Annotated in this window: 23 protein-coding genes; 8 read left to right on the forward strand and 15 right to left on the reverse strand. The window is 68.9% G+C overall.

Going from position 1 to position 21,447, the window contains the following annotated elements; all coding sequences use genetic code 11:
* The first annotated feature begins 80 nt into the window (after positions 1-80).
* From fliF to fliP, 4 genes are read left to right on the forward strand one after another with little or no spacing between them, the layout of a single operon-like run.
* Positions 81-1,718, forward strand: coding sequence for a flagellar basal-body MS-ring/collar protein FliF (fliF, locus tag EOW65_RS16420; protein WP_128151288.1), 1,638 nt, complete (start codon positions 81-83; stop codon positions 1,716-1,718).
* Positions 1,718-2,311, forward strand: a complete 594-nt coding sequence (locus EOW65_RS16425; RefSeq protein ID WP_128151290.1) for a flagellar biosynthesis protein — start codon at positions 1,718-1,720, stop codon at positions 2,309-2,311. Before fliF ends, EOW65_RS16425 begins: the two co-directional genes overlap by 1 nt.
* A complete protein-coding gene (locus EOW65_RS16430) occupies positions 2,304-2,582 on the forward strand; it encodes a FliM/FliN family flagellar motor switch protein (protein WP_113901536.1) in 279 nt (92 codons plus the stop codon). The genes EOW65_RS16425 and EOW65_RS16430 overlap by 8 nt, the downstream gene beginning before the upstream one ends.
* A 3-nt stretch (positions 2,583-2,585) precedes the next feature.
* Positions 2,586-3,311 carry a flagellar type III secretion system pore protein FliP gene (fliP, locus tag EOW65_RS16435; RefSeq protein WP_128151292.1) on the forward strand — a complete coding sequence of 242 codons (726 nt, stop codon included), beginning with the start codon at positions 2,586-2,588 and terminating at the stop codon, positions 3,309-3,311.
* Between the two features lie 32 nt (positions 3,312-3,343).
* Here the strand turns inward: fliP and msrA are convergent, their stop codons facing one another.
* The 3 genes from msrA to EOW65_RS16450 form a co-directional block, all read right to left on the reverse strand.
* On the reverse strand, positions 3,344-3,847 hold the full coding sequence (gene msrA / locus EOW65_RS16440; protein ID WP_206364089.1) for a peptide-methionine (S)-S-oxide reductase MsrA: 504 nt from the start codon (positions 3,845-3,847) through the stop codon (positions 3,344-3,346).
* Positions 3,847-4,290 (reverse strand): peptide-methionine (R)-S-oxide reductase MsrB, encoded by a 444-nt coding sequence (gene msrB, locus EOW65_RS16445; protein ID WP_113901533.1) that lies wholly within the window; start codon positions 4,288-4,290, stop codon positions 3,847-3,849. The genes msrA and msrB overlap by 1 nt, the downstream gene beginning before the upstream one ends.
* 71 nt (positions 4,291-4,361) lie before the next feature.
* Positions 4,362-7,820 (reverse strand): chromosome segregation SMC family protein, encoded by a 3,459-nt coding sequence (locus EOW65_RS16450; RefSeq protein WP_128151296.1) that lies wholly within the window; start codon positions 7,818-7,820, stop codon positions 4,362-4,364.
* A 185-nt stretch (positions 7,821-8,005) separates the two neighbouring features.
* On the opposite strand from EOW65_RS16450, the gene EOW65_RS16455 reads away from it, so the two are divergent.
* Both EOW65_RS16455 and EOW65_RS16460 read left to right on the forward strand, forming a co-directional pair.
* Positions 8,006-8,362: a CidA/LrgA family protein gene (locus EOW65_RS16455; RefSeq protein ID WP_128151298.1), complete on the forward strand. Its 357-nt coding sequence runs from the start codon at positions 8,006-8,008 to the stop codon at positions 8,360-8,362.
* Positions 8,355-9,071 carry an LrgB family protein gene (locus tag EOW65_RS16460; protein WP_128151300.1) on the forward strand — a complete coding sequence of 239 codons (717 nt, stop codon included), beginning with the start codon at positions 8,355-8,357 and terminating at the stop codon, positions 9,069-9,071. Before EOW65_RS16455 ends, EOW65_RS16460 begins: the two co-directional genes overlap by 8 nt.
* Here the strand turns inward: EOW65_RS16460 and EOW65_RS16465 are convergent.
* The 3 genes from EOW65_RS16465 to ispH all read right to left on the reverse strand — a co-directional run bounded on the left by EOW65_RS16465 (position 9,068) and on the right by ispH (position 11,259).
* On the reverse strand, positions 9,068-9,742 hold the full coding sequence (locus EOW65_RS16465; RefSeq protein ID WP_128151302.1) for a trimeric intracellular cation channel family protein: 675 nt from the start codon (positions 9,740-9,742) through the stop codon (positions 9,068-9,070). The two genes, EOW65_RS16460 and EOW65_RS16465, sit on opposite strands and share 4 nt — an antisense overlap.
* A 38-nt stretch (positions 9,743-9,780) precedes the next feature.
* Complete coding sequence (gene rnhA / locus EOW65_RS16470) at positions 9,781-10,239, reverse strand: ribonuclease HI (RefSeq protein ID WP_128151304.1); 459 nt, start codon at positions 10,237-10,239, stop codon at positions 9,781-9,783.
* A 75-nt stretch (positions 10,240-10,314) separates the two neighbouring features.
* The gene (ispH, locus tag EOW65_RS16475; RefSeq protein WP_128151305.1) at positions 10,315-11,259 is read right to left on the reverse strand and encodes a 4-hydroxy-3-methylbut-2-enyl diphosphate reductase; all 945 of its coding nucleotides are present in this window, start codon (positions 11,257-11,259) and stop codon (positions 10,315-10,317) included.
* Between the two features lie 211 nt (positions 11,260-11,470).
* On the opposite strand from ispH, the gene EOW65_RS16480 reads away from it, so the two are divergent.
* Positions 11,471-13,114 carry an acyl-CoA dehydrogenase family protein gene (locus tag EOW65_RS16480; RefSeq protein ID WP_128151307.1) on the forward strand — a complete coding sequence of 548 codons (1,644 nt, stop codon included), beginning with the start codon at positions 11,471-11,473 and terminating at the stop codon, positions 13,112-13,114.
* Between the two features lie 96 nt (positions 13,115-13,210).
* A complete protein-coding gene (locus tag EOW65_RS16485) occupies positions 13,211-13,714 on the forward strand; it encodes a GNAT family N-acetyltransferase (RefSeq protein ID WP_128151309.1) in 504 nt (167 codons plus the stop codon).
* Here EOW65_RS16485 and recO read toward each other — a convergent pair.
* From recO to EOW65_RS16530, 9 genes are all read right to left on the reverse strand, one after another.
* Positions 13,705-14,427: a DNA repair protein RecO gene (gene recO, locus EOW65_RS16490; RefSeq protein WP_128151311.1), complete on the reverse strand. Its 723-nt coding sequence runs from the start codon at positions 14,425-14,427 to the stop codon at positions 13,705-13,707. The two genes, EOW65_RS16485 and recO, sit on opposite strands and share 10 nt — an antisense overlap.
* A gap of 114 nt (positions 14,428-14,541) precedes the next feature.
* Positions 14,542-14,877 (reverse strand): DUF1491 family protein, encoded by a 336-nt coding sequence (locus EOW65_RS16495; RefSeq protein ID WP_128151313.1) that lies wholly within the window; start codon positions 14,875-14,877, stop codon positions 14,542-14,544.
* A complete protein-coding gene (gene era, locus EOW65_RS16500; RefSeq protein ID WP_128151315.1) occupies positions 14,878-15,807 on the reverse strand; it encodes a GTPase Era in 930 nt (309 codons plus the stop codon).
* Positions 15,804-16,460, reverse strand: a complete 657-nt coding sequence (gene rnc / locus EOW65_RS16505; protein ID WP_380711126.1) for a ribonuclease III — start codon at positions 16,458-16,460, stop codon at positions 15,804-15,806. Before rnc ends, era begins: the two co-directional genes overlap by 4 nt.
* Positions 16,461-16,499: 39 nt before the next feature.
* Positions 16,500-17,282 (reverse strand): signal peptidase I, encoded by a 783-nt coding sequence (gene lepB / locus EOW65_RS16510; RefSeq protein ID WP_128151317.1) that lies wholly within the window; start codon positions 17,280-17,282, stop codon positions 16,500-16,502.
* Positions 17,283-17,337: 55 nt separating this feature from the next.
* On the reverse strand, positions 17,338-17,739 hold the full coding sequence (gene acpS, locus EOW65_RS16515) for a holo-ACP synthase (RefSeq protein ID WP_128151349.1): 402 nt from the start codon (positions 17,737-17,739) through the stop codon (positions 17,338-17,340).
* 2 nt (positions 17,740-17,741) lie between these two features.
* Entirely contained in the window at positions 17,742-18,488 is a 747-nt protein-coding gene (locus EOW65_RS16520; protein ID WP_128151319.1) for a pyridoxine 5'-phosphate synthase, read from the reverse strand.
* A gap of 92 nt (positions 18,489-18,580) precedes the next feature.
* Complete coding sequence (locus EOW65_RS16525; protein WP_128151321.1) at positions 18,581-19,249, reverse strand: DUF2062 domain-containing protein; 669 nt, start codon at positions 19,247-19,249, stop codon at positions 18,581-18,583.
* A 61-nt stretch (positions 19,250-19,310) separates the two neighbouring features.
* On the reverse strand, positions 19,311-21,428 hold the full coding sequence (locus EOW65_RS16530) for a RelA/SpoT family protein (protein ID WP_128151323.1): 2,118 nt from the start codon (positions 21,426-21,428) through the stop codon (positions 19,311-19,313).
* Between the last annotated feature and the right edge of the window lie 19 nt (positions 21,429-21,447).

Raw genomic sequence — 21,447 nt, forward strand, 5'->3', positions numbered from 1 at the left:
CGACTAACCGATTGTTAAGGGCGATCGCGGAAAGATGCCCGGGGCGACGGGACAGACATCCGCTCGTGTGGAGGTGCGGCTTGCAACAGTTGACGACGGTATGGGGAAACCTCGACGCGCGTCGCCGCATCATCGTCCTCGGGGCCACGGCGCTTGTCTTTGCGGCGGTGCTGGCGCTGTCGGGCCTGACGGCTCGGCCGGACATGGCGCTGCTTTATGCCGGGCTCGACGGGGCGAAGGCGGGCGAGGTGATCTCGGCGCTCGAACAGCGTGCGGTGGCATACGAGGTGCGCGGCGATTCGATCTATGTCGAGGCGCCGAAGCGCGACGAGCTGCGGATGACGCTGGCCGCCGAGGGGCTGCCGGCGACCGGCGGGGCGGGCTATGAGCTGCTCGATTCGCTGTCGGGCTTCGGCACCACCTCGCAGATGTTCGATGCCGCCTATTGGCGCGCCAAGGAAGGCGAGCTGGCGCGCACCATCCTTGCCAATCCGGCGATCCGCGCGGCGCGGGTGCATATCGCGCCGCCCTCGGGCGTGTCCTTTCGCGCCCAGAATCGCCCCACGGCGTCGGTGACGGTCACCACGAACGCCGGCGGGCTTTCGCCGCCGCAGGCCAAAGCCCTGAAATACCTTGTTTCCTCGGCCGTGGCTGGAATGACGCCCGACGACGTCTCGGTGATCGACACGGCGAGCGGGCTGGTCGCCGCGGGCGACGAGAGCCCCGCCGCCTCGGGCACCGACCGGGCCGAGACGCTGCGCCGCAACATCGAGAGACTCCTCGAGGCGCGGGTCGGCTATGGCAATGCGGTGGTCGAGGTCGCGGTCGAGACGGTGACCGAGCGCGAGGCGATCACCGAGCGGCGCATCGACCCGACCAGCCGCACGGTGATCTCGACCGATACTTCCGAAAGTTCGAACAAGGCCGATGAGAGCAAGACGGGCGGCGTCTCGGTCGCCTCGAACCTGCCCGACGGGCAGGGGGCGAATGGCGGCAGCTCGCAGCGGCAGGGCAACGAGACGCGCGAGCGGACGAATTACGACCTGTCGGAAACCACGCGCGAGGTGGTGCGCAATCCCGGCGACGTCAAGCGGATCACCGTGGCGGTGCTGGTCGACGGCACCGAGGGCAAGGACGCGAACGGGCAGGTCTCGGTGGTGCCGCGCTCGGAGGACGAGATTGCCGCGCTGCGTGACCTTGTCGCCTCGGCCGTGGGGTTCGACGAAAAGCGCGGCGACGTCATCACTCTCCGCTCGATGGCCTTCCAGCCGATCGCCGAACCTGGCGCGATGGCGACGGCGGGGATGCTTGGTGGCGGGGCGCCGCTGGACCTGATGCTGCTGATCGAGATTGCGGCGCTGGTGCTGGTGGTGGTCGTGCTGGCGCTGTTCGTGGTGCGGCCGGCGCTGGCGCCGCGCATCGCCACGCAGCCGCGCTCGGGTCTGCCCGCGCCGCTGTCGGCGCAGCCGGGAGCGGCGCCCGCGCTGATCGGAGAAATCAGCGGCGACGAGGTGCCGGAGCGCGAGATGGAGCTGGTGGCGGATTTCGGCACCTCCGACCTGCCGGTGCCGATCTCGATGGCCTCGGCCTTTGGGGGGCAGACGGCCGAGCTCGAGGATGATCCGGTCGCCCGGCTGAAACGGCTGATCGGTCAGCGCCAGGCCGAATCGGTCGAGATCCTGCGCGGCTGGATGGATAAACCGCAGGAGCGTGTCTGATGAGGAATCCGGTCCGGCTGGAAACCTTCGAGACCGACGCGGGCGCGCCGCAGCCGATCGAGATTGCCCCGGCCGCATTCGAGGAGGCGCGGTTTGCCGCCTTCGAGCAGGGCTATTCTGCCGGCTGGGATGACGCGGTCGCGGCGCAGGACGGCGAGGCTGCACAGCTGCGCATGCAGCTGTGCCAGCAGCTGCAGGAGATGTCCTTCACTTTCGTCGAGGCAAGGCGCAACCTTCTGGTCGCGCTGCAGCCGCTGTTGCTCGAGATGGCGGCGAAGGTGCTGCCCGCCGCGGCGCGGGAGGCGCTGCCGCGGATCGTCGTCGAACAGCTTCTGCCGCTGGCGGGCACGGTGCTCGACCGGCCGGTGACGGTGGTCGCCTCGCCCGCAAGCCTGGCGCTGCTGCGGGCGCTGCTGCCAGCGGCGGGTCTGCCGCTGACCTTCGCCGCGGAGCCGAGCCTCGGCGACGGCCAGGCCTATCTGAAATTCCCCGATGCCGAGACGCGGATCGACCTCGATGGCGTGACCGCGGCGATCACCGCGGCGATCCGCAGCTACTTCGATGCCACCTTGCAGGAGACCGACCATGGATGACGTCCGCCAAGACCCTGCCGCGAGCCCGTTCTCGCAGATCCCGATCGAGATCACGATCTCGGTCGGCAAGGCACGCCCGCTGGTGCGCGACCTGCTGCGGATGAAGCGTGACGCGATCCTGCCGCTCGACCGCAAGGTCGAGGACCCGGTCGAGCTTTACGTCGGCGACAAGCTGATCGCGCGCGGCGAGCTGACCGAGCTCGAGGGCGATCAGGCCGGCCAGCTTGCCGTGCGCCTGACCGAGGTGGTCGACCTGCAGAACGGTCTTTGACCGATGCGCCGCGTCGCGGTTCTGGCCGCGTTCCTGTGCCTTGCCGCGCTGCCCGCTGCGGCGCAGCAGATCTCCCTCGATCTCGGCGGCAGCGACAGCCTTGCCGGCCGCTCGATGCTGATGATCGCGGGGATCACCTTGCTCAGCATCGCGCCGGGGCTGGCGATCATGGTGACCTGCTTTCCCTTCGTGGTCACCGTGCTGTCGATCCTGCGTCAGGCGATGGGGCTGCAGCAGTCGCCGCCGAACATGCTGATCGTCAGCCTCGCGCTGTTCCTGACCTGGTTCATCATGGAACCGACCTTCACCGAAAGCTGGAACGCCGGCATCAGCCCGCTCCTCGACGGCACGGTCGACCTTGCCACGGCGTTCGCGCGCGGCGTGGCGCCGTTTCGCGGCTTTATGGCCGGCAGGGTGAACCCCGACACCTTCGCCCAGCTTTCCGGCCTGCGCGACGGCATCCCCTTCGCGGGCGAGCTGAAGGCGGCGCCGCTTTCCACGCTGGTGCCGGCCTTCATGCTGTCCGAGATCACCCGGGCGTTCGAGATCGGTTTTCTCGTCTATCTGCCCTTTCTCGTCATCGACCTTGTCGTCTCGGCGATCCTGATGTCGATGGGCATGATGATGGTGCCGCCCGCCGCCGTGGCGCTGCCCTTCAAGCTCGCCTTCTTCGTGGTGGCGAATGGCTGGGTGCTGGTCTCGGGGGCGCTGGTGCGCAGCTATCTCTAGCGTCGGCGCCCGACGCTGGAGATAGCGGCTGGTCACTCGGCCGCACGCCGCGGCAGCACCCAGCCCGGCCGGATCCGGTGGCAGGTATAGCCGTTCGGGAAGCGCTCGAGGTAATCCTGATGCTCGGGTTCCGCCTGCCAGAACGGGCCGGCGGGGGCGAGCTCGGTCACCACCTTGCCCGGCCACAGGCCCGAGGCGTCGACATCCGCGATGGTGTCGAGCGCGGTCTGCTGCTGCGCCTCGGACATGTAGAAGATCGCCGAGCGGTAGGAGGGGCCTATGTCATTGCCCTGCCGGTTCGGCGTGGTCGGGTCGTGGATCTGGAAGAAGAATTCCAGCAGCCGGCGATAGCTGATCTGCGCCGGGTCGAAGGTGATCTCGATCGCCTCGGCATGGGTGCCGTGGTGGCGGTAGGTCGCGTTCGCCACGTCGCCGCCGCTATAGCCGACGCGGGTCGAGATCACCCCCGGAAGCTTGCGGATCAGATCCTGCATCCCCCAGAAGCAGCCGCCGGCAAGAAGGGCCGTCTCGGTCATCATTTCACCATGTCCAGATAGTCGCCATAGCCTTCGGCCTCCATCCGGTCGCGCGGGATGAAGCGCAGGCTGGCCGAGTTGATGCAATAGCGCAGCCCGCCGCGGTCCTGCGGCCCGTCGGGGAAGACATGACCGAGATGGCTGTCGCCGTGTTTCGAGCGCACCTCGACCCGCACCATGCCGTGGCTGAGGTCGCGATGCGCGGTGACGTGCTCGGCCTCCAGCGGGCGGGTGAAGGACGGCCAGCCGCAATGGCTGTCGAACTTGTCCTGCGAGGCGAAGAGCGGCTCGCCCGAGACCACGTCGACGTAAAGCCCGGGCTCGGTGGTGTCGGTGTATTCGCCGGTGAAGGGCCGTTCGGTGCCGCTTTCCTGCGTCACCCGGTATTGTTCGGGCGTCAGCCGGGCCAGCGCCTCGGGCGTCTTCGCATAGGTCCTGCTCATGCGGTTCCCTCCTGTTGCGGTCTGGCGCAGAAGATGGGGCGCGGGCGGCGGATGTCCAGCCCCCGCGGCTGTCAGGCCACCAGCTGCTCGGCGCGCTTGAGGTCGACCGAGACGAGCTGGCTCACGCCCTGCTCCTGCATCGTCACGCCGAACAGCCGGTCCATCCGGCTCATCGTCACCGCGTGGTGGGTGATGACGAGGAAGCGGGTGTCGGTGCGCCGTGTCATCTCGTCCATCAGGTCGCAGAACCGCGTCACGTTCGCATCGTCGAGCGGCGCGTCGACCTCGTCGAGCACGCAGATCGGCGCCGGGTTCGCCAGGAACACCGCGAAGATCAGCGCAAGCGCCGTCAGCGTCTGCTCGCCGCCCGACAGAAGGGACAGCGTCGACAGCTTCTTGCCCGGCGGCTGGCACATGATCTCCAGCCCGGCCTCGAGCGGATCGTCCGATTCGATCAGCACGAGGTTGGCCTCGCCACCGCCGAAGAGGTGGGTGAAGAGATTGCGGAAGCTCTGGTTCACCTGCTCGAAGGCGGTCAGCAGCCGCTCGCGCCCCTCGCGGTTCAGCCCCTGAATGCCCGAGCGCAGCTTGCGGATCGCCTCCTCGAGGTCGCTCTTCTCCTGCACCAGCGTGTCGTATTCGCCCTGCACCTCGCGCGCGTCTTCCTCTGCGCGCAGGTTGACGGCGCCAAGCGCCTCGCGACTGCGCTTCAGCCGGGCGACCTCGGTCTCAAGTTCCTCGGCACCGGGCATTTCCTCTGCGCCCTCGCCAAGGCTTTCGAACAGCGCCTGCGGCGATTGCTCGGTCACCTCGAGGATGCGGTCGGCGGCCTGCGACAGCGTCGCGCGGGCGGCCTCGACCCGGGCCTCGGCGCGGGCGCGGCCCTCGCGCGCCTCGCCGGCCAGCCGTTCGGCCTCGCGCTCGGCCAGTTGCGCCTCGCGCAGCGCGGCCTCGGCCGTGGCCAGACGCTCCGAGGCAGTGCCGCGGCGCTCCTCGGCGGTGTCGATCGCCTCGGACAGCTCCTCGCGCTTCGCCGCCAGCTCCTCGGGCACCTCGGCCGCTTCGGACAGCTCGTCCACCGCCTCGGCCCGGCGCGCGGCAAGTTCCGCCGACCGCTTCTCGGCGGTCTCGAGCCGGTGGCGCCAGCCGGACAGTTCCTTGGTGATCTCCTGCCGGCGCTTCAGCCGGGCCTCGCCCTCGCGGCGGATCTCGTCATGGGCCGAGCGGCGGGTCAGCATCGTCACCCGCGCCGCCTCGACCGTCATCTTCACCGCGTCGACATCGGCGCGCGCGGCATCGAGGTCCGGCAGCGCCGCCGATTGCGCCTCGGCATCGGCAAGGGCAAGCCGCGCCGAGGACGCCTCGTCGCCATGCCGTTTCATCGCCAGCCGCGCGGATTCGAGCTTGCCTGCGGCAATCGCACGCTCGGCCTCGGCCCGGCTCAGCGCGCGGCCGGCTTCGGCCAGACGCTGATCGGCGGCGCGGCGCGCCTCGCGGGCGCGGGCATCGGCGGCTGAGGCATCGGCGAGCGCGCGCGTCAGCGCCTCGTGTGCCTGCCGTGCGCCTTCGGCCCGCGCCGCGACCTCCTCGAGATCGCGTTTCAGCTCGACCAGACGGTTGAGCTGGCGCAGCCGCAGCGCCGCGGCGCTTGGTGCATCCTCGGCGCCGGCGCGGAACCCGTCCCACCGCCACAGATCGCCCGCCAGCGACACGAGCCGCTGACCGGGGGCCAGCAGCGGCTGCAACCGCGCGCCCTCGGCCGCATCCGCCACAAGGCCGATCTGGCCGATGCGGCGGGTCAGCACCTCGGGCACGCCGACATGCGAGGCCAGCGGCGCGACGCCCGCGGGCAGCGGCTGCGGCGCGTCGTAATCGGGCATAAGTCCCCAGCCCGAGGCGGCGTCTTCCCCGACCTCGGGGGCGCGCAGATCGTCGGCGAGTGCCGCACCAAGCGCCGCCTCATAGCCCGGTTCCACCTGCACCCGGTCCAGAAGCTGTTGACCGCTTGCCGCCTCGCGCTCGACCAGCCGGGCGAGCGCCGTCACCTCGGCGCGCAGCGCGCCCGCCTCGCCCTCGGCCTCCGAGCGCATGGCGCGCGCGGCCGATTCGCGGGCCTGCACCTCGGCGCGGGCCTCCTCGGCGGCGGTCAGCATCTCCTCGGCGGTCTCGGTCGCCTCCTGCGCCTCTTCCTGAGCGATCTGCGCCGCCTCGAAGGCCTCGCCCGCGCGTTCAAGCGCCTCGGCGGCTTCCTCGGCCTGACCGGCTGCGCGCGCGGCCTCGGCCTCGGCGCGGGTCGCGGTCGCACGGCTGTCGGACAGAAGCCGCTGCGCCGAGCCGTGCCGGGCGGCAAGGCGCGCCACGTCCTCGGTCATCTCGGCGAGCTGCGCCTCGCGGTCGGCCAGAACCCCCGCCGCCTCGGCCGAGGCCTCTGCCGCCGCCTCGAGCTTGTCGTCCTGGCCCTCGGCCGCCTTCAACAGCTGGCCCATCTCCCAGTCGAGCCGCTCGATCGTCTCGCCGGCGTCGCGGTTCAGCCCGGCCTCGCGCTCCATGTCGCGGTCAAGCTGGGTGATGCGCGATTTCAGCGTCTCGATGCGGGCGGCCGCCTGCGCCTCCTGATCGGAGAGCGCATCGCGCTGCAGCATCAGCCGCTGCAGGATCGCGCCGGCGATCGCCTCTTCCTCGCGCAGCGGCGGCAGCGCGTCTTCCTGCACCGCGCGCGCCTTCGCCGCGCCGCGCGCCGCGCCTTCGGCCTGCGCCGCCGCGGTCAGCCGCGCACGCAGACCCGCCTCGGCCTCCTCGCGGGCAAGGTCGGCCTCGCGCCAGCGCCGATAGAGCAGCATCCCCTCGGCCCGGCGCAGCGCCGCGCCAAGTTCGCGATAGCGCGCGGCTTGCCGCGCCTGTCGCGCAAGCGTCGCCAGCTGCCCGCCGAGCTGCTCGATCACGTCATCGACGCGCAGCAGGTTCTGTTCGGCACCATTGAGCTTCAGCTCGGCCTCGTGCCGGCGCTGATAGAGGCCCGAGATCCCCGCGGCCTCTTCCAGGATCCGCCGCCGCGCCTTCGGCTTGGCGTTGATGAGTTCGGAAATCTGCCCCTGCCGCACCAGCGCCGGCGATTGCGAGCCGGTCGAGGCATCGGCGAACAGCATCTGCACGTCGCGTGCCCGCACGTCCTTGCCGTTCACCTTGTAGGCCGAGCCCGCGTCGCGGGTGATCCGGCGCACGATCTCCAGCGTGTCGGCGTCGTTGAAGCCCGAGGGCGCCAGCCGCTCGGTGTTGTCGATGCTGAGCGAGACCTCGGCGAAGTTGCGCGCGGGCCGGGTGGCGGCGCCGGCGAAGATCACGTCCTCCATGCCGCCGCCGCGCATCGCCGAGGCGCGGTTCTCGCCCATCACCCACCGCAGCGCCTCGAGCAGGTTCGACTTGCCGCAGCCGTTCGGCCCGACGACGCCGGTCAGACCGTCGTGGATCACGAGGTCAGTCGGGTCGACGAAGCTCTTGAAGCCGTTCAGGCGCAGGCGGGAGAAGCGCAAGGCAGATCTTTCCGATTCCGTTCAGGGTGGGGCAGTTTCGGGGGCGGGGCCGGGCGAGTCAACCGCGCCCCCCACGATCTGGCGGGCACGGGCGGGGTTATCCACAAGATCTGCGCGGGTTTCGGCTTGATCCCGCCCGCGCCTCGCCTAGGCTGGGCAAAACTCTTCGCAACGAGGGAAGGCCGATGGTCCCGGCTCTGTCAATCATCCTGATCTTTCAGCTCGTGGGCGAGGTGATCTCGCGCGCGCTGCACCTGCCGCTGCCCGGGCCGGTGCTGGGCATGGTGGGGCTGGTGGTGGCGCTGCAGGTGATCCCGCCGCTCGGCGCGATCATCCGGCCCGCGGCGCAGGGGCTTCTGGCCAATCTGGCGCTGCTCTTCGTGCCGGCCGGGGTGGGGGTGGTCGCGCACCTGCCGACGATCGCCGCGCATGGGCTGGCGCTGGCGGTCTCGCTCGTCGTCTCGACGCTGCTGGCGATCACCGTGGGGGCGCTGACCTTCACCTGGGTCGCGCGGCTGGTGGGGAGCAACCCCGATGACTGACGCCGCGCTGATCTGGTCCTATCTCGCCTCGAAGCCGCTCCTGTGGCTGGCCGCGACGCTGATCGCCTATTGGGCCGGCGACCGCCTCTATCGCCTTGCCCGCTGCAACCCGATCGCCAACCCGGTGATGATCGCCGTGGTGCTGCTGGCCGTGCTGCTCTGGCTGACCGGCACGAATTACGAAAGCTATTTCGACGGCGCGCAGTTCGTGCATTTCATGCTGGGCCCGGCGACGGTGTGCCTTGCCGTGCCGCTGCAGGCGAACCTTGCAAAGATCCGCAAAGCGCTGGTGCCGATTGCGGTGGCGCTGGTCGCGGGCTCGTTCACCGCGGTGTTCTCGGCGCTGGCGATCGCCTGGGCGCTTGGCGCAGACACGGGGTTGCTGGCCACGCTCGCGCCGAAATCGGCCACTGCGCCGGTCGCCATCGGGATTTCGGAAAGCCTCGGCGGCGCGCCGACGCTGACCGCGGTGCTGGTGCTGCTGACGGGGATGATCGGGGCGATCTTCGTCACCCCGATGCTGAACGCGATCGGGCTCACCGACTGGCGCGCGCGCGGCTTTGCGACCGGGGTCGCGGCGCATGGCATCGGCACCGCCCGTGCCTTTCAGGTGAACGACACGGCGGGGGTCTTCGCCTCGATCGGGATGGGGCTCAATGCGGTGCTGACGGCCTTCCTCGCGCCGCTGGTGCTGCAGCTGTTCCTCTAGCCGCGGGTGCGGGGCGGGCGCGGCTTGTAGACCGGCAGCTTCCAGCCCCAGCGCAGCGACCCCGCCCTGAGGGCGAAGGTGACGAGACCGCAGCCGATCGCCGCGGGCAGCCCCGGCGCGCCGGCTGCCGTCAGCAGCAGCGCCGCCCCCGCGCCGGCAAAGGCACAGCTGAGATACAGCTCGCCCTGTTTCAGCGTCAGCGGCACCTCGTTGCACACGACATCGCGCATCAGCCCGCCAAACGATCCGGTGACCACCCCCATGATGAGCACGGTGACCGGCCCGTGCCCGCGCGACATCGTCACCGCGACGCCCGCCGGCACGGCGACGGCGAGCGCGCAGGCATCGAGCCACAGAAGCGCGCGATAGCGGCTTTCCAGCAGATGCGCGGTGAAGAAGACGAGCACCGCCGCCCCGGCGATCAGCACCATGTATTCGGGCCGCCCGACCCAGAACACCGGGATCCGCCCGATCAGCAGGTCGCGCAGGGTCCCGCCGCCCACCGCGGTCAGCGCCGCGATGAAGATGAAGCCCACAAGGTCAAGCTGCTGGCGCGAGGCGACGAGCGCGCCCGTCAGCGCGAAGACGAAGACCGAGACGTAGTCGAGCGCGATGCCAACGGGCAGCGTCGTCAGATAGTCGATGACCGGATGCTGATCCCCGGGGGTCATGGCGGCGCCTCGCTGCGGTGTCGCCTGATGCTAGCGGGTTATTTGCCGCCTTTATAGGGGGCCATGCCGGCGCGGGCGAGCTCGTCGGCGCGCTCGTTCTCGGCATGGCCGGCGTGACCCTTGATCCATTTCCAGGTCACCTTGTGGCGCGCCTGCGCCGCATCGAGGCGCTGCCACAGATCGACGTTCTTCACCGGCTTGCGGTCCGCCGTATTCCAGCCGTTGCGCTTCCAGCCATGGATCCAGCCGGTCACCCCGTTCTTCACATAGGCCGAGTCGGTGGTGATGGTGATCGCCACCTCGCGCGTCAGCGCCTCGAGCGCGCTGATCGCCGCCAGCAATTCCATCCGGTTGTTGGTGGTCATCGCCTCGCCGCCGTTCAGCTCGCGCTCCTTGGCGACGCTCTCACCCTCCATCGCGCGCATCAGCACACCCCAGCCGCCCGGCCCCGGGTTGCCCGAGCAGGCGCCGTCGGTCCATGCAAAGAACTCGGCCATGTCTTCCAATCGCTCCAAATATCCCGGGGTGCGGGGCAGCGCGCCCCGCATCTGTCCGCTCCGTTTGCCCCGCCCTCAGGCGGTGCGCAACACCCGCGGCACCTTGAACTCGATGTCCTCGCGCGCGGTCTCGACCCGCTCGACGGTCAGCGCATAGTGCTCGGCGAAGGCGTCGATCACCTCGTTCACCAGCACCTCTGGGGCCGAGGCGCCCGCGGTCACGCCGACTGCCCGGATGCCCTCGAGCGCGCGCCAGTCGATGTCGCTCGCGCGCTGCACCAGCTGGCTGTAGGCACAGCCCTCGGCACGGCCCACCTCGACCAGACGGCGCGAGTTCGAGGAATTCGGCGCGCCGATCACCAGCAGCGCGTCGATCTTCGGCGCGATCGCCTTCACCGCCGCCTGCCGGTTCGTCGTGGCATAGCAGATGTCTTCCTTCGCCGGCCCGACGATCGCCGGGAAGCGCGCCTTCAGCGCCGCGACGATCTCGGTGGTGTCGTCGACCGAGAGCGTCGTCTGGGTGATGAAGGCAAGTCGCGCCGGATCGCGCGGGTCGAGATGCGCGACATCGGCCACGGTCTCGACCAGCAGCACCTCGCCCTCGGGCAGCTGCCCCATCGTGCCCAGCACCTCGGGATGGCCGGCATGGCCGATCATCACCATCTGCAGCCCGGCCTCGTGATGACGCTCGGCCTCGATATGCACCTTGCTGACCAGCGGGCAGGTGGCATCGACCCAGATCATCTCGCGCCGCTGTGCCTCGGCCGGCACCGATTTCGGCACGCCATGCGCCGAGAAGATCACTGGCCGGTCGGCGGGCACCTCGTCCAGCTCCTCGACGAAGACCGCGCCCTTGTCGCGCAGCCCGTCGACGACGAACTTGTTGTGCACGATCTCGTGGCGCACATAGACCGGCGCCCCCCATTTCTCGAGCGCCATCTCGACGATCTTGATCGCCCGGTCGACGCCGGCGCAAAAGCCGCGCGGCGCGGCGAGGTAGAGGGTCAGGGCTGGCTTCATCGCGCTCTCCTTGGTCTACCCCTGACCTAATGCGCGCCGCCCGCTGCGTCCAGCCCGGGCGGCGCGGCAGCGAAAAGGCGAAAATCTCCGCGACATATTCGGTCCAAACATGCTGCGTGTGCGAATTTTTATTGCGCTGCGGTTGCAAAATGCCTAAGCACGGGACCAACGCAAGACGAGGCGCCGATTCCGGGCGCAAGATGGGGCTGACATGACCACGACGACTGTTCTTCCTGACCTGCTCGCTCTGACCGAGGCGGCGCTGCCCGAGCTCGCCACGCTGCTGTCCGAGGCCACCACCAATCTGCGCGCGAAGGTGAGCCATCAGGGCAAGGTCTCGGGATCGGCGCTCGAGCGCGAGCAGTTCGCCGCCCATGCGCTGGCCTGGCTGGCCACCTATGAACAGTCGCTGGTGCAGCTGCGGGCCTGGGCCGGCCGCGTCGCCGAGGCGGGCGGTTTCGGCGAGATGGAAGGGCTGCTGCTGCAGATCGGCTTCGGCGAATACCTGAACCAGATCGCCGGCGGCATCCCGATGAGCCAGGGCGAGGTGGCGCGTCTGCGCGACCTCGGGCTGAGCTGGACGCCGTCCGACGCCGCCGCGAAACTGATGGCCGAGGGCAACAGCCCCGCCGCCCGCACGGCCCTTGTCGCGCTGATGCGCGACAATCAGGGCCGGGCGCTTTTCGGTGCCTCGGGCCTTGATGAAGATCTCGAGATGATCCGCGAGCAGTTCCACCGCTATGCCGAGGAACGGGTGATCCCGAACGCGCATGAGTGGCACCTGAAGGACGAGCTCATTCCGATGGAAATCATCGAGGAGCTTGCCGAACTTGGCGTCTTCGGCCTGACCATCCCCGAGGAATACGGCGGGCTCGGTCTGTCGAAGGCCTCGATGGTGGTCGTCACCGAAGAGCTTTCGCGCGGCTACATCGGTGTCGGCTCGCTCGGCACGCGCTCGGAAATCGCGGCCGAGCTGATCCTGTGCGGCGGCACCGAGGAGCAGAAGAAGAAATGGCTGCCCGCGCTCGCGAGCGGCGAGATCCTGTCGACCGCGGTCTTCACCGAACCGAACACCGGCTCGGACCTCGGCTCGCTGCGCACCCGCGCGGTGCGCGAGGGCGACGACTGGGTCATCACGGGCAACAAGACTTGGATCACCCATGCGCAGCGCACCCATGTGATGACGCTTCTGGCCCGCACCGAGCCCGAGACCAGCGACTGGCGCGGGCTGAGCATGTTCCTGGCCGAAAAGACCCCGGGCACCGACGACAACCCCTTCCCGACGCCGGGCATGACCGGCGGCGAGATCGAGGTGCTGGGCTATCGCGGCATGAAGGAATACGAGCTCGGTTTCGACGGCTTCCGGGTGAAGGGTGAGAACCTTCTCGGTGGCGAGACCGGGCGCGGCTTCAAGCAGCTGATGGAGACCTTCGAATCGGCCCGCATCCAGACCGCGGCGCGCGCCGTCGGCGTGGCGCAGGCGGCCTGCGAGATCGGCATGCAATATGCGATCGACCGCAAGCAGTTCGGCAAGTCGCTGATCGAGTTCCCGCGGGTCTCGGGCAAGCTGGCGATGATGGCGGTCGAGATCATGATCGCGCGCCAGTTCACCTATTTCTCGGCCTGGCAGAAGGACCACGGCCGGCGTTGCGACCTCGAGGCGGGGATGGCGAAGCTGCTGGGCGCCCGTGTCGCCTGGGCGGCGGCCGACAACGCGCTGCAGATCCATGGCGGCAACGGCTTCGCGCTCGAATACACGATCTCGCGGATCCTGTGCGACGCGCGCATCCTGAACATCTTCGAGGGCGCGGCCGAGATCCAGGCGCAGGTCATCGCCCGTCGCCTGCTCGGCTGAGGCACGACATAACAGGGAGGGAAACGGGGCCTTCGGGCCCCGTTTTTCATTGCATCGCGGGTTTCTTTGCGCTCACTGGCGGCAAAGGAGATTGCGATGATCCGTGACGCCATTGCCGACGATGCCGAGGCCCTTGCGGCGATCTACAACGACGCCGTGCGCAACACGACGGCGATCTGGAACGATGTCGAGGTCGATGCCGCGAACCGCATCGCCTGGATGAATGCGCGGCAGGGGGCGGGGCTGCCCGTCCTCGTGCTCGAGGAGGCGGGCGAGGTCACGGGCTATGCGAGCTATGGCCCGTTCCGCGCCTTCGATGGCTATCGCGAGACGGTCGAGCATTCGGTCTACATCCGGTCCGACCGGCGCGGCGGAGGCCGGGGCCGGGCACTGATGACGCAGCTGATCGCCTTCGCCCGCGCCGAGGGGCTGCATGTGATGGTGGCGGCGATCGAGGCGGGCAATGCGGCCTCGATCGCGCTGCACGAGCAGCTCGGCTTCCGCGCCGTCGGCACGATGCCTGAGGTCGGGCAGAAATTCGGCCGCTGGCTGGATCTGGCGCTGTTGCAGCTGGTGCTCGACGACCGCACTCAGCCCTGACGGGCAAGCGCCGCGATCAGCCGGGCGCGGGCGGCGGGCAGCGCGCGGCTGCCGTGCTCGGCCGCGAAGCGGTCGAGGAAATGGCCGGTGAGGCGCAGCCCCTCCGTGACCTCCACCCAGCTTGCCGGCCCCTGACCGAGCAGACAGGCGGGCAGCGGCAGCAGCCGCGGCGCCCAGTCCCCGGCGCCCGCCCGGCTGACGGCGCGGCCGCTGCGGGGGCTGACGAAAGCCAGATCCTCGCGCGAGCCGGTGACGGCGCAGCGGCCGAGGTCGAGCCCGTAGCCGAGCTCGTCGAGCAGCTGCATTTCCCAGCGGAGATAATCGAGCGGCCAGCCCGGCATCGCATCGCCGATCACCGCGAAAAGCGGCTCGGTGGCGGCAAAAAGCGCGGGGTGGGGGGCGCGTTCGGGCAGGGCGAAGGCAAGCATTGCGCAGGTGGCGGACAGTCCCGCAAGCGCCAGCCGGTCACGCATCGCCCCCGCGCGCGAGGCGAGCGGCTCGACGGTGAAGGTGCCGAGCTGGTCCTCAAGCCGGGCGCGCCAGCGCAGGGCGACGGACGAGCCGGGCTGCAGCGTCGCCGCCATCTTCCGCGAGGCGCCGCCGCGCACCACGCCCGCGTGCCGGCCATGACCCGCCGTGAACACCTCGATCAGCGCCGAGGTCTCGCCCTGCGGGCGGGTCGAGAGAATGGTGCCGTGGTCTTGCCAGTCCATGCGGGGTTCCGGGGCGGGGTTTCCGGGCGGAGAGGCCGGGGGGCCGTCTGCCCCCCGGACCCCCCGAAGGTATTTCCGGCAAGGAGAAAGGGGAAGGGGCCTCCGGGCGGGCGCTCAGTCGCTGAGGCCTTCCTCGTCAAGCAGGGTGCGGCCGTCGCGGCTTTCGATCTCGATCACCCACAGATCGGGGTCGAAGCCGCGCTGGCGGCGGATCGAGGCGTCGACCTCGGCCTCCGGCCCCTCGGCCAGCACGACCCATTTGCGCGCGCCGGTCGTCAGATCGAAGCTGCGCTGCCACAGCGTCGCGCGGCCATCGAGGGTGGCGCATTTCACCATCACCGCGCCGGCATGCGGCTCGCCATGCGCGGTGACATAGGCCGGGATATTGGCAATCTCCAGCCGCCGCAGATAGGCCCGCACCCAGAAATCCGAGGTCAGGCGGAGCGTCATTCAGTCGCCGTCCTTGAAGTCGAGCCCCATCTCGGAATAGCGCTCGGCCTCGTCGAGCCAGTTCGGGCGCACCTTGACCTGCAGGAAGAGATGCACCGGCCGGCCGAGGAATTCGGCAAGATCGGCGCGGGCCGCGGTGGAGATCGCCTTGATCGTCTCGCCGCCCTTGCCGAGCACGATGCCCTTGTGGCCCTCGCGCGCGACATAGATCAGCTGGTCGATGCGGGTGGAGCCGTCCTTGCGGTCCTCCCATTTCTCGGTCTCGACGGTGAGCTGATAGGGCAGCTCCTCGTGCAGGCGCAGGGTCAGTTTCTCGCGCGTGACCTCGGCGGCGATCTGGCGCATCGGCAGGTCGGCGATCTGGTCCTCGGGGTAGAACCACGGGCCTTCGGGCAGCTCGCCCGCCAGCCATTCGCGCAGGTCGTCGACGCCATAGCCGCGCTCGGCCGAGATCATGAAGGTCTTGACGAAGGGGAAAGCCTCGTTCGCGGCCTGCGCCAGTTCAAGCAGGCGCTCGGCCTTGACCTTGTCGATCTTGTTGATCGCGAGCGCGACGGGCTGTTCGCCGGCGCGTTCCTTCAGCGCCTCGATGATCGCGCGGGTGCCGTCGGTCAGGCCGCGATGCGCCTCGATCAGCAGCACGATGATGTCGGCATCCGAGGCGCCGCCCCAGGCCGCGGTCACCATTGCCCGGTCGAGCCGGCGGCGCGGGCGGAAGATGCCGGGAGTGTCGACGAAGACGATCTGCGTCTCGCCCTGCATGCACACGCCGCGGATGCGGGCACGCGTCGTCTGCACCTTGTGGGTGACGATCGAGACCTTGGCGCCGACCATGCGGTTGAGCAGGGTCGACTTGCCGGCGTTCGGCTCGCCGATCAGGGCGACGAAGCCCGCGCGGGTGTGCTCGGGATGCGGGGTGTCTTCGGTCATGTGGTGCCCTCCAGGCGGGTCAGCAGCGTCTTGGCGGCGGATTGTTCGGCCAGTCGTTTCGAGCCGGCCTTGGCGCGCTCGCTTTCGCCCGAGGCAAGATGCACCTCGATGGTGAAGACCGGGGCGTGGTCGGGGCCGCTGCGCGACACCGTTTCATACCCCGGCGGCGGCAGGCCACGGGCCTGCGCCCATTCCTGCAGTGCGGTCTTGGCGTCGCGGGCATCTTCCTCGACGGCCTCGACGCGCTTGCCCCAGAGCCGCAACACGAGCTTGCGTGCCACTTCGAAGCCCGCGTCGAGGTGCACGGCGGCGATCACCGCCTCCATCGCGTCGCCGAGGAGCGCCTCCTTGCGGCGGCCGCCCGACATCATTTCCGACCGGCCGAGCTTCAGCACCGCTCCGAGGTCGATCTGGCGGGCGACATCGGCGCAGGTTTCCTTGCGCACCAGCGCGTTGAAGCGCGGCGCCAGCTGGCCTTCCGAGGCATCGCGGTCGGCCTTGAACAGCGCCTCGGCGATGCTGAGTCCAAGCACGCGGTCACCCAGAAACTCGAGCCGCTGGTTGTCGGGGCGCGTGGCCGAGCCGATCGAGCTGTGGGTGAGCGCGCGAACGAGAAGCTCGGGCTTCGCGAAGCGGTGCCCGAGTCTGTCCATGAATGCCTCGATGTCGGAGCCGACCTTCACGCCCTCACCTCAGTCGATCGCCTTGAAGAACCGATCCGGACGCCAGGTCCAGAAGTAGAAGAGCGATTTGCCGGCCGAGGAGAACATCACCCGGTCGGCGCGGCCGATCAGGTATTCCGCCGGCACGAAACCAAGCCCGCCGGCAGCGGCCGGGAAGCGGCTGTCCTCGGAATTGTCGCGGTTGTCGCCCATGAAGAAATACTGACCCTCGGGCACGGTGAAGACCGGGGTGTCATCGGCCACCCAATTGTCCGAGATGTTCAGGATGTCGTGGCTGACCCCATTCGGCAGGGTCTCGGTCTGGCGCGCCTTCAGGCAGGTGCCGCCGATCCCGACCGGGTCGTTCTCGCAGCGCGGCATCAGCTGCTGCGGGCCCTGCGGCGCCTTCACCTCAGCGAAGGTGCCGGCATCGGCGAGCTGCACCGGTTCGCCGTTGATGTGCAGCACGCCCTGCACCATCTGGATCTTGTCACCGGGCAGGCCGATCAGCCGCTTGATGAAGTCGACGTTCTTCGTCGGGTGACGGAAGACGACGACATCGCCGCGCTCGGGCTCGCGCGCGAAGATCCGGCCCGAGATCGGGCAGGCGGAGAACGGGCAGGAATGGCTCGAATAGCCATAGGCCATCTTGTTCACGAAGAGGAAGTCGCCGATCAGCAGCGTGTCCTTCATCGAACCCGAGGGAATCCAGAACGGCTGGAAGAACAGGGTGCGGAACACCCCCGCGATCACCAGTGCCCAGACGATGGTTTTCACCGTCTCGACGATGCCGCCTTCGGATTTCTTGGCCATTCCCTGCCCCGCTTGTGAAAAGTCCCGCCTTCCTAGGCTTGCGGGGATACCCAAGTCAAGGAAGGGGTCGTGCCTCGATCACCACGAAGGCCTGCGCCCAGGGGGCGTCGTCAGTCAATGTGACGTGAACGATCGCCTCGTGCCCGGGCGGGGTCATCGCGGCAAGCCGCTCGGCGGCCCAGCCGGTCAGATGCATCACCGGCTGCCCGGTGGGCAGATTCGTCACCGCCATGTCGCGCCACGAGATCCCCATCCGCAGCCCGGTGCCAAGCGCCTTCGAACAGGCCTCCTTCGCCGCCCAGCGTTTGGCATAAGTGCCGGCAGTGTCGGCACGCCGCTCGGCCTTGGCGATCTCGGTCTCGGTGAAGACGCGGGTACGAAACCGATCGCCGAAACGCGCGAGCGCCGCGGCGATGCGGTCGATATTGGCGAGGTCGGAGCCGATGCCGAGGATCACGCTCACTCGCCCCGGGCTGCGTCCATCAGGGCGCGCATCTGCCCGATCGCGCCCTCGAGGCCGATGAACACCGCCTCGCCGATCAGGAAATGGCCGATGTTCAGCTCGCGGATCTCGGGCATCGCGGCGACCGGGCCGACCGTCTCGAAGGTCAGGCCATGGCCCGCGTGCACCTCGAGACCGAGTGAATGGGCATAGGCCGCGCCCGCCGCCAGCGCCTCGAGCTCGAGATCGCGCTCGGCGAAGCGGCCGGCAGAGTGCAGGTCGCAGTAATGGCCGGTGTGCAGCTCGATCACCGCCGCGCCGATCTGCGCCGAGGCCTCGATCTGTGCCGGGTCATGGCCGATGAACATCGAGACGCGGATCCCCGCCTCGTTCAGCGTGCCGACATACTCGGTCAGCCGCGGCAGATCGGCCACCACGTCGAGCCCGCCCTCGGTCGTCACCTCCTGCCGCTTCTCGGGCACGAGGCAGCAGGCATGCGGCGCGGTGGCGAGCGCGATCGCCTGCATCTCGTCTGTCGGTGCCATCTCGAAATTGAGCGGGATCCCGAGCCCGGCCTTCAGCGCGGCAATGTCGCTGTCGCGGATGTGGCGGCGATCCTCACGCAGGTGGGCGGTGATGCCGTCCGCGCCTGCCGCCTCGGCCAGAAGGGCCGCGCGCAGCGGGTCGGGATAGGCGGCGCCGCGGGCGTTGCGCAGGGTGGCGACGTGGTCGATGTTGACGCCAAGGCGAAGCGAGTGGGGCATGGAATCCTCCGGTCAGTGCGGCGAGAGTATGTGCGCAAGCCCGGGCGGAAGGGAAGGGGTCGCGCCATGTCCGAGGGGCTGTCGTGCGGGGCTCAGCCCTCGCCCGGCGGTGGGGCATTGCCGTCCTTGCGGCGCGGGCTGATCTTGGCGCGGATCTTCGTCAGCCGTTCCTTCAGCCGGGTGCGGCGGCGGTTCTGATAGGCGGTGACGATCGGCAGGGCGATGAAATAGCACACCAGCCCGGCGGCGATGCCGGGCAGCAGCCCGCCCACCAGATAGGGCAGGAAGATCCCGTCGAAGAAATTCGCCAGCCCCTGCCACTGCGTCGGCTCGTGGGTGAAGAAGGCCACGAGGTTGTGGTGCAGGTCCTGGAAGGCATGGCCGAAGGTCTCGAACAGCCCCTCGGTCTGGACCGGGGCGAGATGCCGGCCAAGCATCCAGTGGCCGAGCTTGATCGAGACCAGCGCGATCAGCGGGAAGGTCAGCGGGTTGCCGATCAGCGTGCCAAAGAGCGCGGCGATGACATTGCCGCGCACCAGCCAGGCAAGCACCACCGCGCCGCCAAGGTGAAAGCCGAAGAGTGGCGTGAAGGAGATCAGCACGCCCGCGAAGATGCCGCGCGCGATCCGCTCGGGCCGGTCGGGCAGGCGGTTCAGCCGGTGCTTGATGTAGTGGAAGGCACGGGTCCAGCCGCCGCGCGGCCAGACCGCCTCGCGCAGCGCCTGCAGGAAGGGACGTTTGTTGCGCCGCTTGAAAACCACCGTCGTCCTTCTCCCCCGTGCCGGGGGCCGTTCCCTCCGTCCGCGGTGCCCTTGGGCCCGCTCAGGGCTTGCGCGAGATGTCGCGCCACCGCTCCACCTGCGACACATCCGTCTCTGCCTCGAGCGCGGTGAGCAGCATGTGCAGGTGTTCCACGTCCCTTAGCTCGACTTCCACGACAAGTGAGTAAAAGTCCGGCTTGCGGTCGATGAAATGCAGATCCGAGATATTGGCCTTCTGCTGCCCGATCAAGGTGCAGATATGGCCAAGCACGCCGGCATCGTTCGAGATCGTGATCTTCAGCGAGGCGGTATAGGCGGGCGGATGCTGGCCGGGCTGCCAGTGCAGGTCGACCCAGCGTTCGGGTTCTTCCTCGAATTCCTCGAGCGCGGGGCAGTCGATCGCGTGGATCACCACGCCCTGGCCGCGATAGGTGATGCCGACGATGCGCTCGCCGGGCAGCGGCTGGCAGCAATCAGCGCGGCGGAAGCTCTGGTCGGCGCCAAGGCCGATCACCGCGCGGGTCGGTTCGACCGTCTCGGGGCCGTGCTGGGCGAGTTCCGGATAGAGCGTCTCGACCACTTCGCGCGCGGTGAACTCGGCCGAGCCGAGGCGGGCGAGCAGTTCGATCTCGTCGACCATGCCGAGGGTCTTCGCCGCGGTGCGCAGCGCCTTGTCGGACACCTTGCGGCCGACATGTTCGAAGGCGACGCGGGCGAGCTCGGCGCCGAGCTTGACGAAGCGCGAGCGGTCTTCCTCGCGCAGGCTCTTGCGGATCGCGGCGCGGGCGCGGCCGGTGCCGACGATGTCGAGCCAAGTCGCCTGTGGGCGCTGGCCGGCGGCGGTGATGATGTCGACCGACTGGCCGTTCTTCAGCCGGGTCCAGAGCGGCACGCGGATGCCGTCGACCTTGGCGCCGACGCAGGAATTGCCGATCCGGGTATGGATCGCATAGGCGAAGTCGATCGGGGTCGCCCCCTTCGGCAGCCGGATCACATCGCCCTTGGGCGTGAAGCAGAACACCTGGTCGGAATACATCTCGAGCTTGACGTTCTCGAGGAATTCCTCGTGATCGCCCTCTGCGAAGCGTTCGGTCAGCGAGGACAGCCATTTCGCCGGATCGACGGCGAAGGGGTTCTCGGCGGGCTCGCCGTCGCGATAGGACCAGTGCGCGGCGACGCCGGCCTCGGCCACCTCGTGCATCTGCCGGGTGCGGATCTGCACCTCGACGCGCTTGCCGTCGCGCCCCGTCACCGTGGTGTGGATCGAGCGATAGCCGTTCGTCTTCGGCTGGGAGATGTAATCCTTGAACCGGCCCGGCACGGCGCGCCAGCGCTGGTGGATCAGCCCGACGACGCGATAGCAGTCCTCGACATTCTCGGTGATGACGCGGAAGCCGTAGATGTCGGACAGGCGCGAGAAGGCAAGCTGCTTCTCCTCCATCTTGCGCCAGATCGAATAGGGCCGCTTCGCGCGACCGAAGACGTCGGCCTCGATCCCGGCCTTGTCCATCAGCGTGCGGATGTCATGCGTGATCTTCGAGATCACGTCGCCCGATTCCTTCTGCAGCAAGACGAAGCGGCGGATGATCGAGGTGCGGGCCTCGGGGTTCAGCACCTTGAAGGCAAGGTCCTCAAGCTCCTCGCGCATCCACTGCATGCCCATGCGGCCGGCAAGCGGGGCGAAGATCTCCATCGTCTCGCGCGCCTTCTGCGCCTGCTTCTCGGCGCGCATCGACTTGATCGTGCGCATGTTGTGCAGCCGGTCGGCGAGCTTCACCAGCAGCACGCGGATGTCCTTCGACATCGCCATCAGGAGCTTGCGAAAATTCTCCGCCTGCTTCGAGGCGTTCGAGGACAGCTGCAGGTTGGTGAGCTTGGTGACGCCATCGACGAGTTCGGCGATCTCGTGGCCGAACAGGCCCTCGACCTCGGTATAGGTCGAACGGGTATCCTCGATCGTGTCGTGCAGCAGCGCGGTGACGATCGTCGCGTCATCCAGCCGCTGCTCTGTCAGGATCGCGGCGACGGCGACGGGATGGGTGAAGTAGGATTCCCCCGACTGCCGGAACTGACCGTCGTGCATCTTCATGCCATAGGCATAGGCCCGGCGGATCAGCTCGGCATCGGTATGCGGGTTATAGTTGCGGACAAGCGCGATCAGGTCTTCGACGTCGATCATTCGCGCATCCGCCTCCCGC

Origin of the sequence: Paenirhodobacter ferrireducens, assembly GCF_004022265.1 — a bacterium.
Lineage (GTDB): Bacteria > Pseudomonadota > Alphaproteobacteria > Rhodobacterales > Rhodobacteraceae > Rhodobacter > Rhodobacter ferrireducens.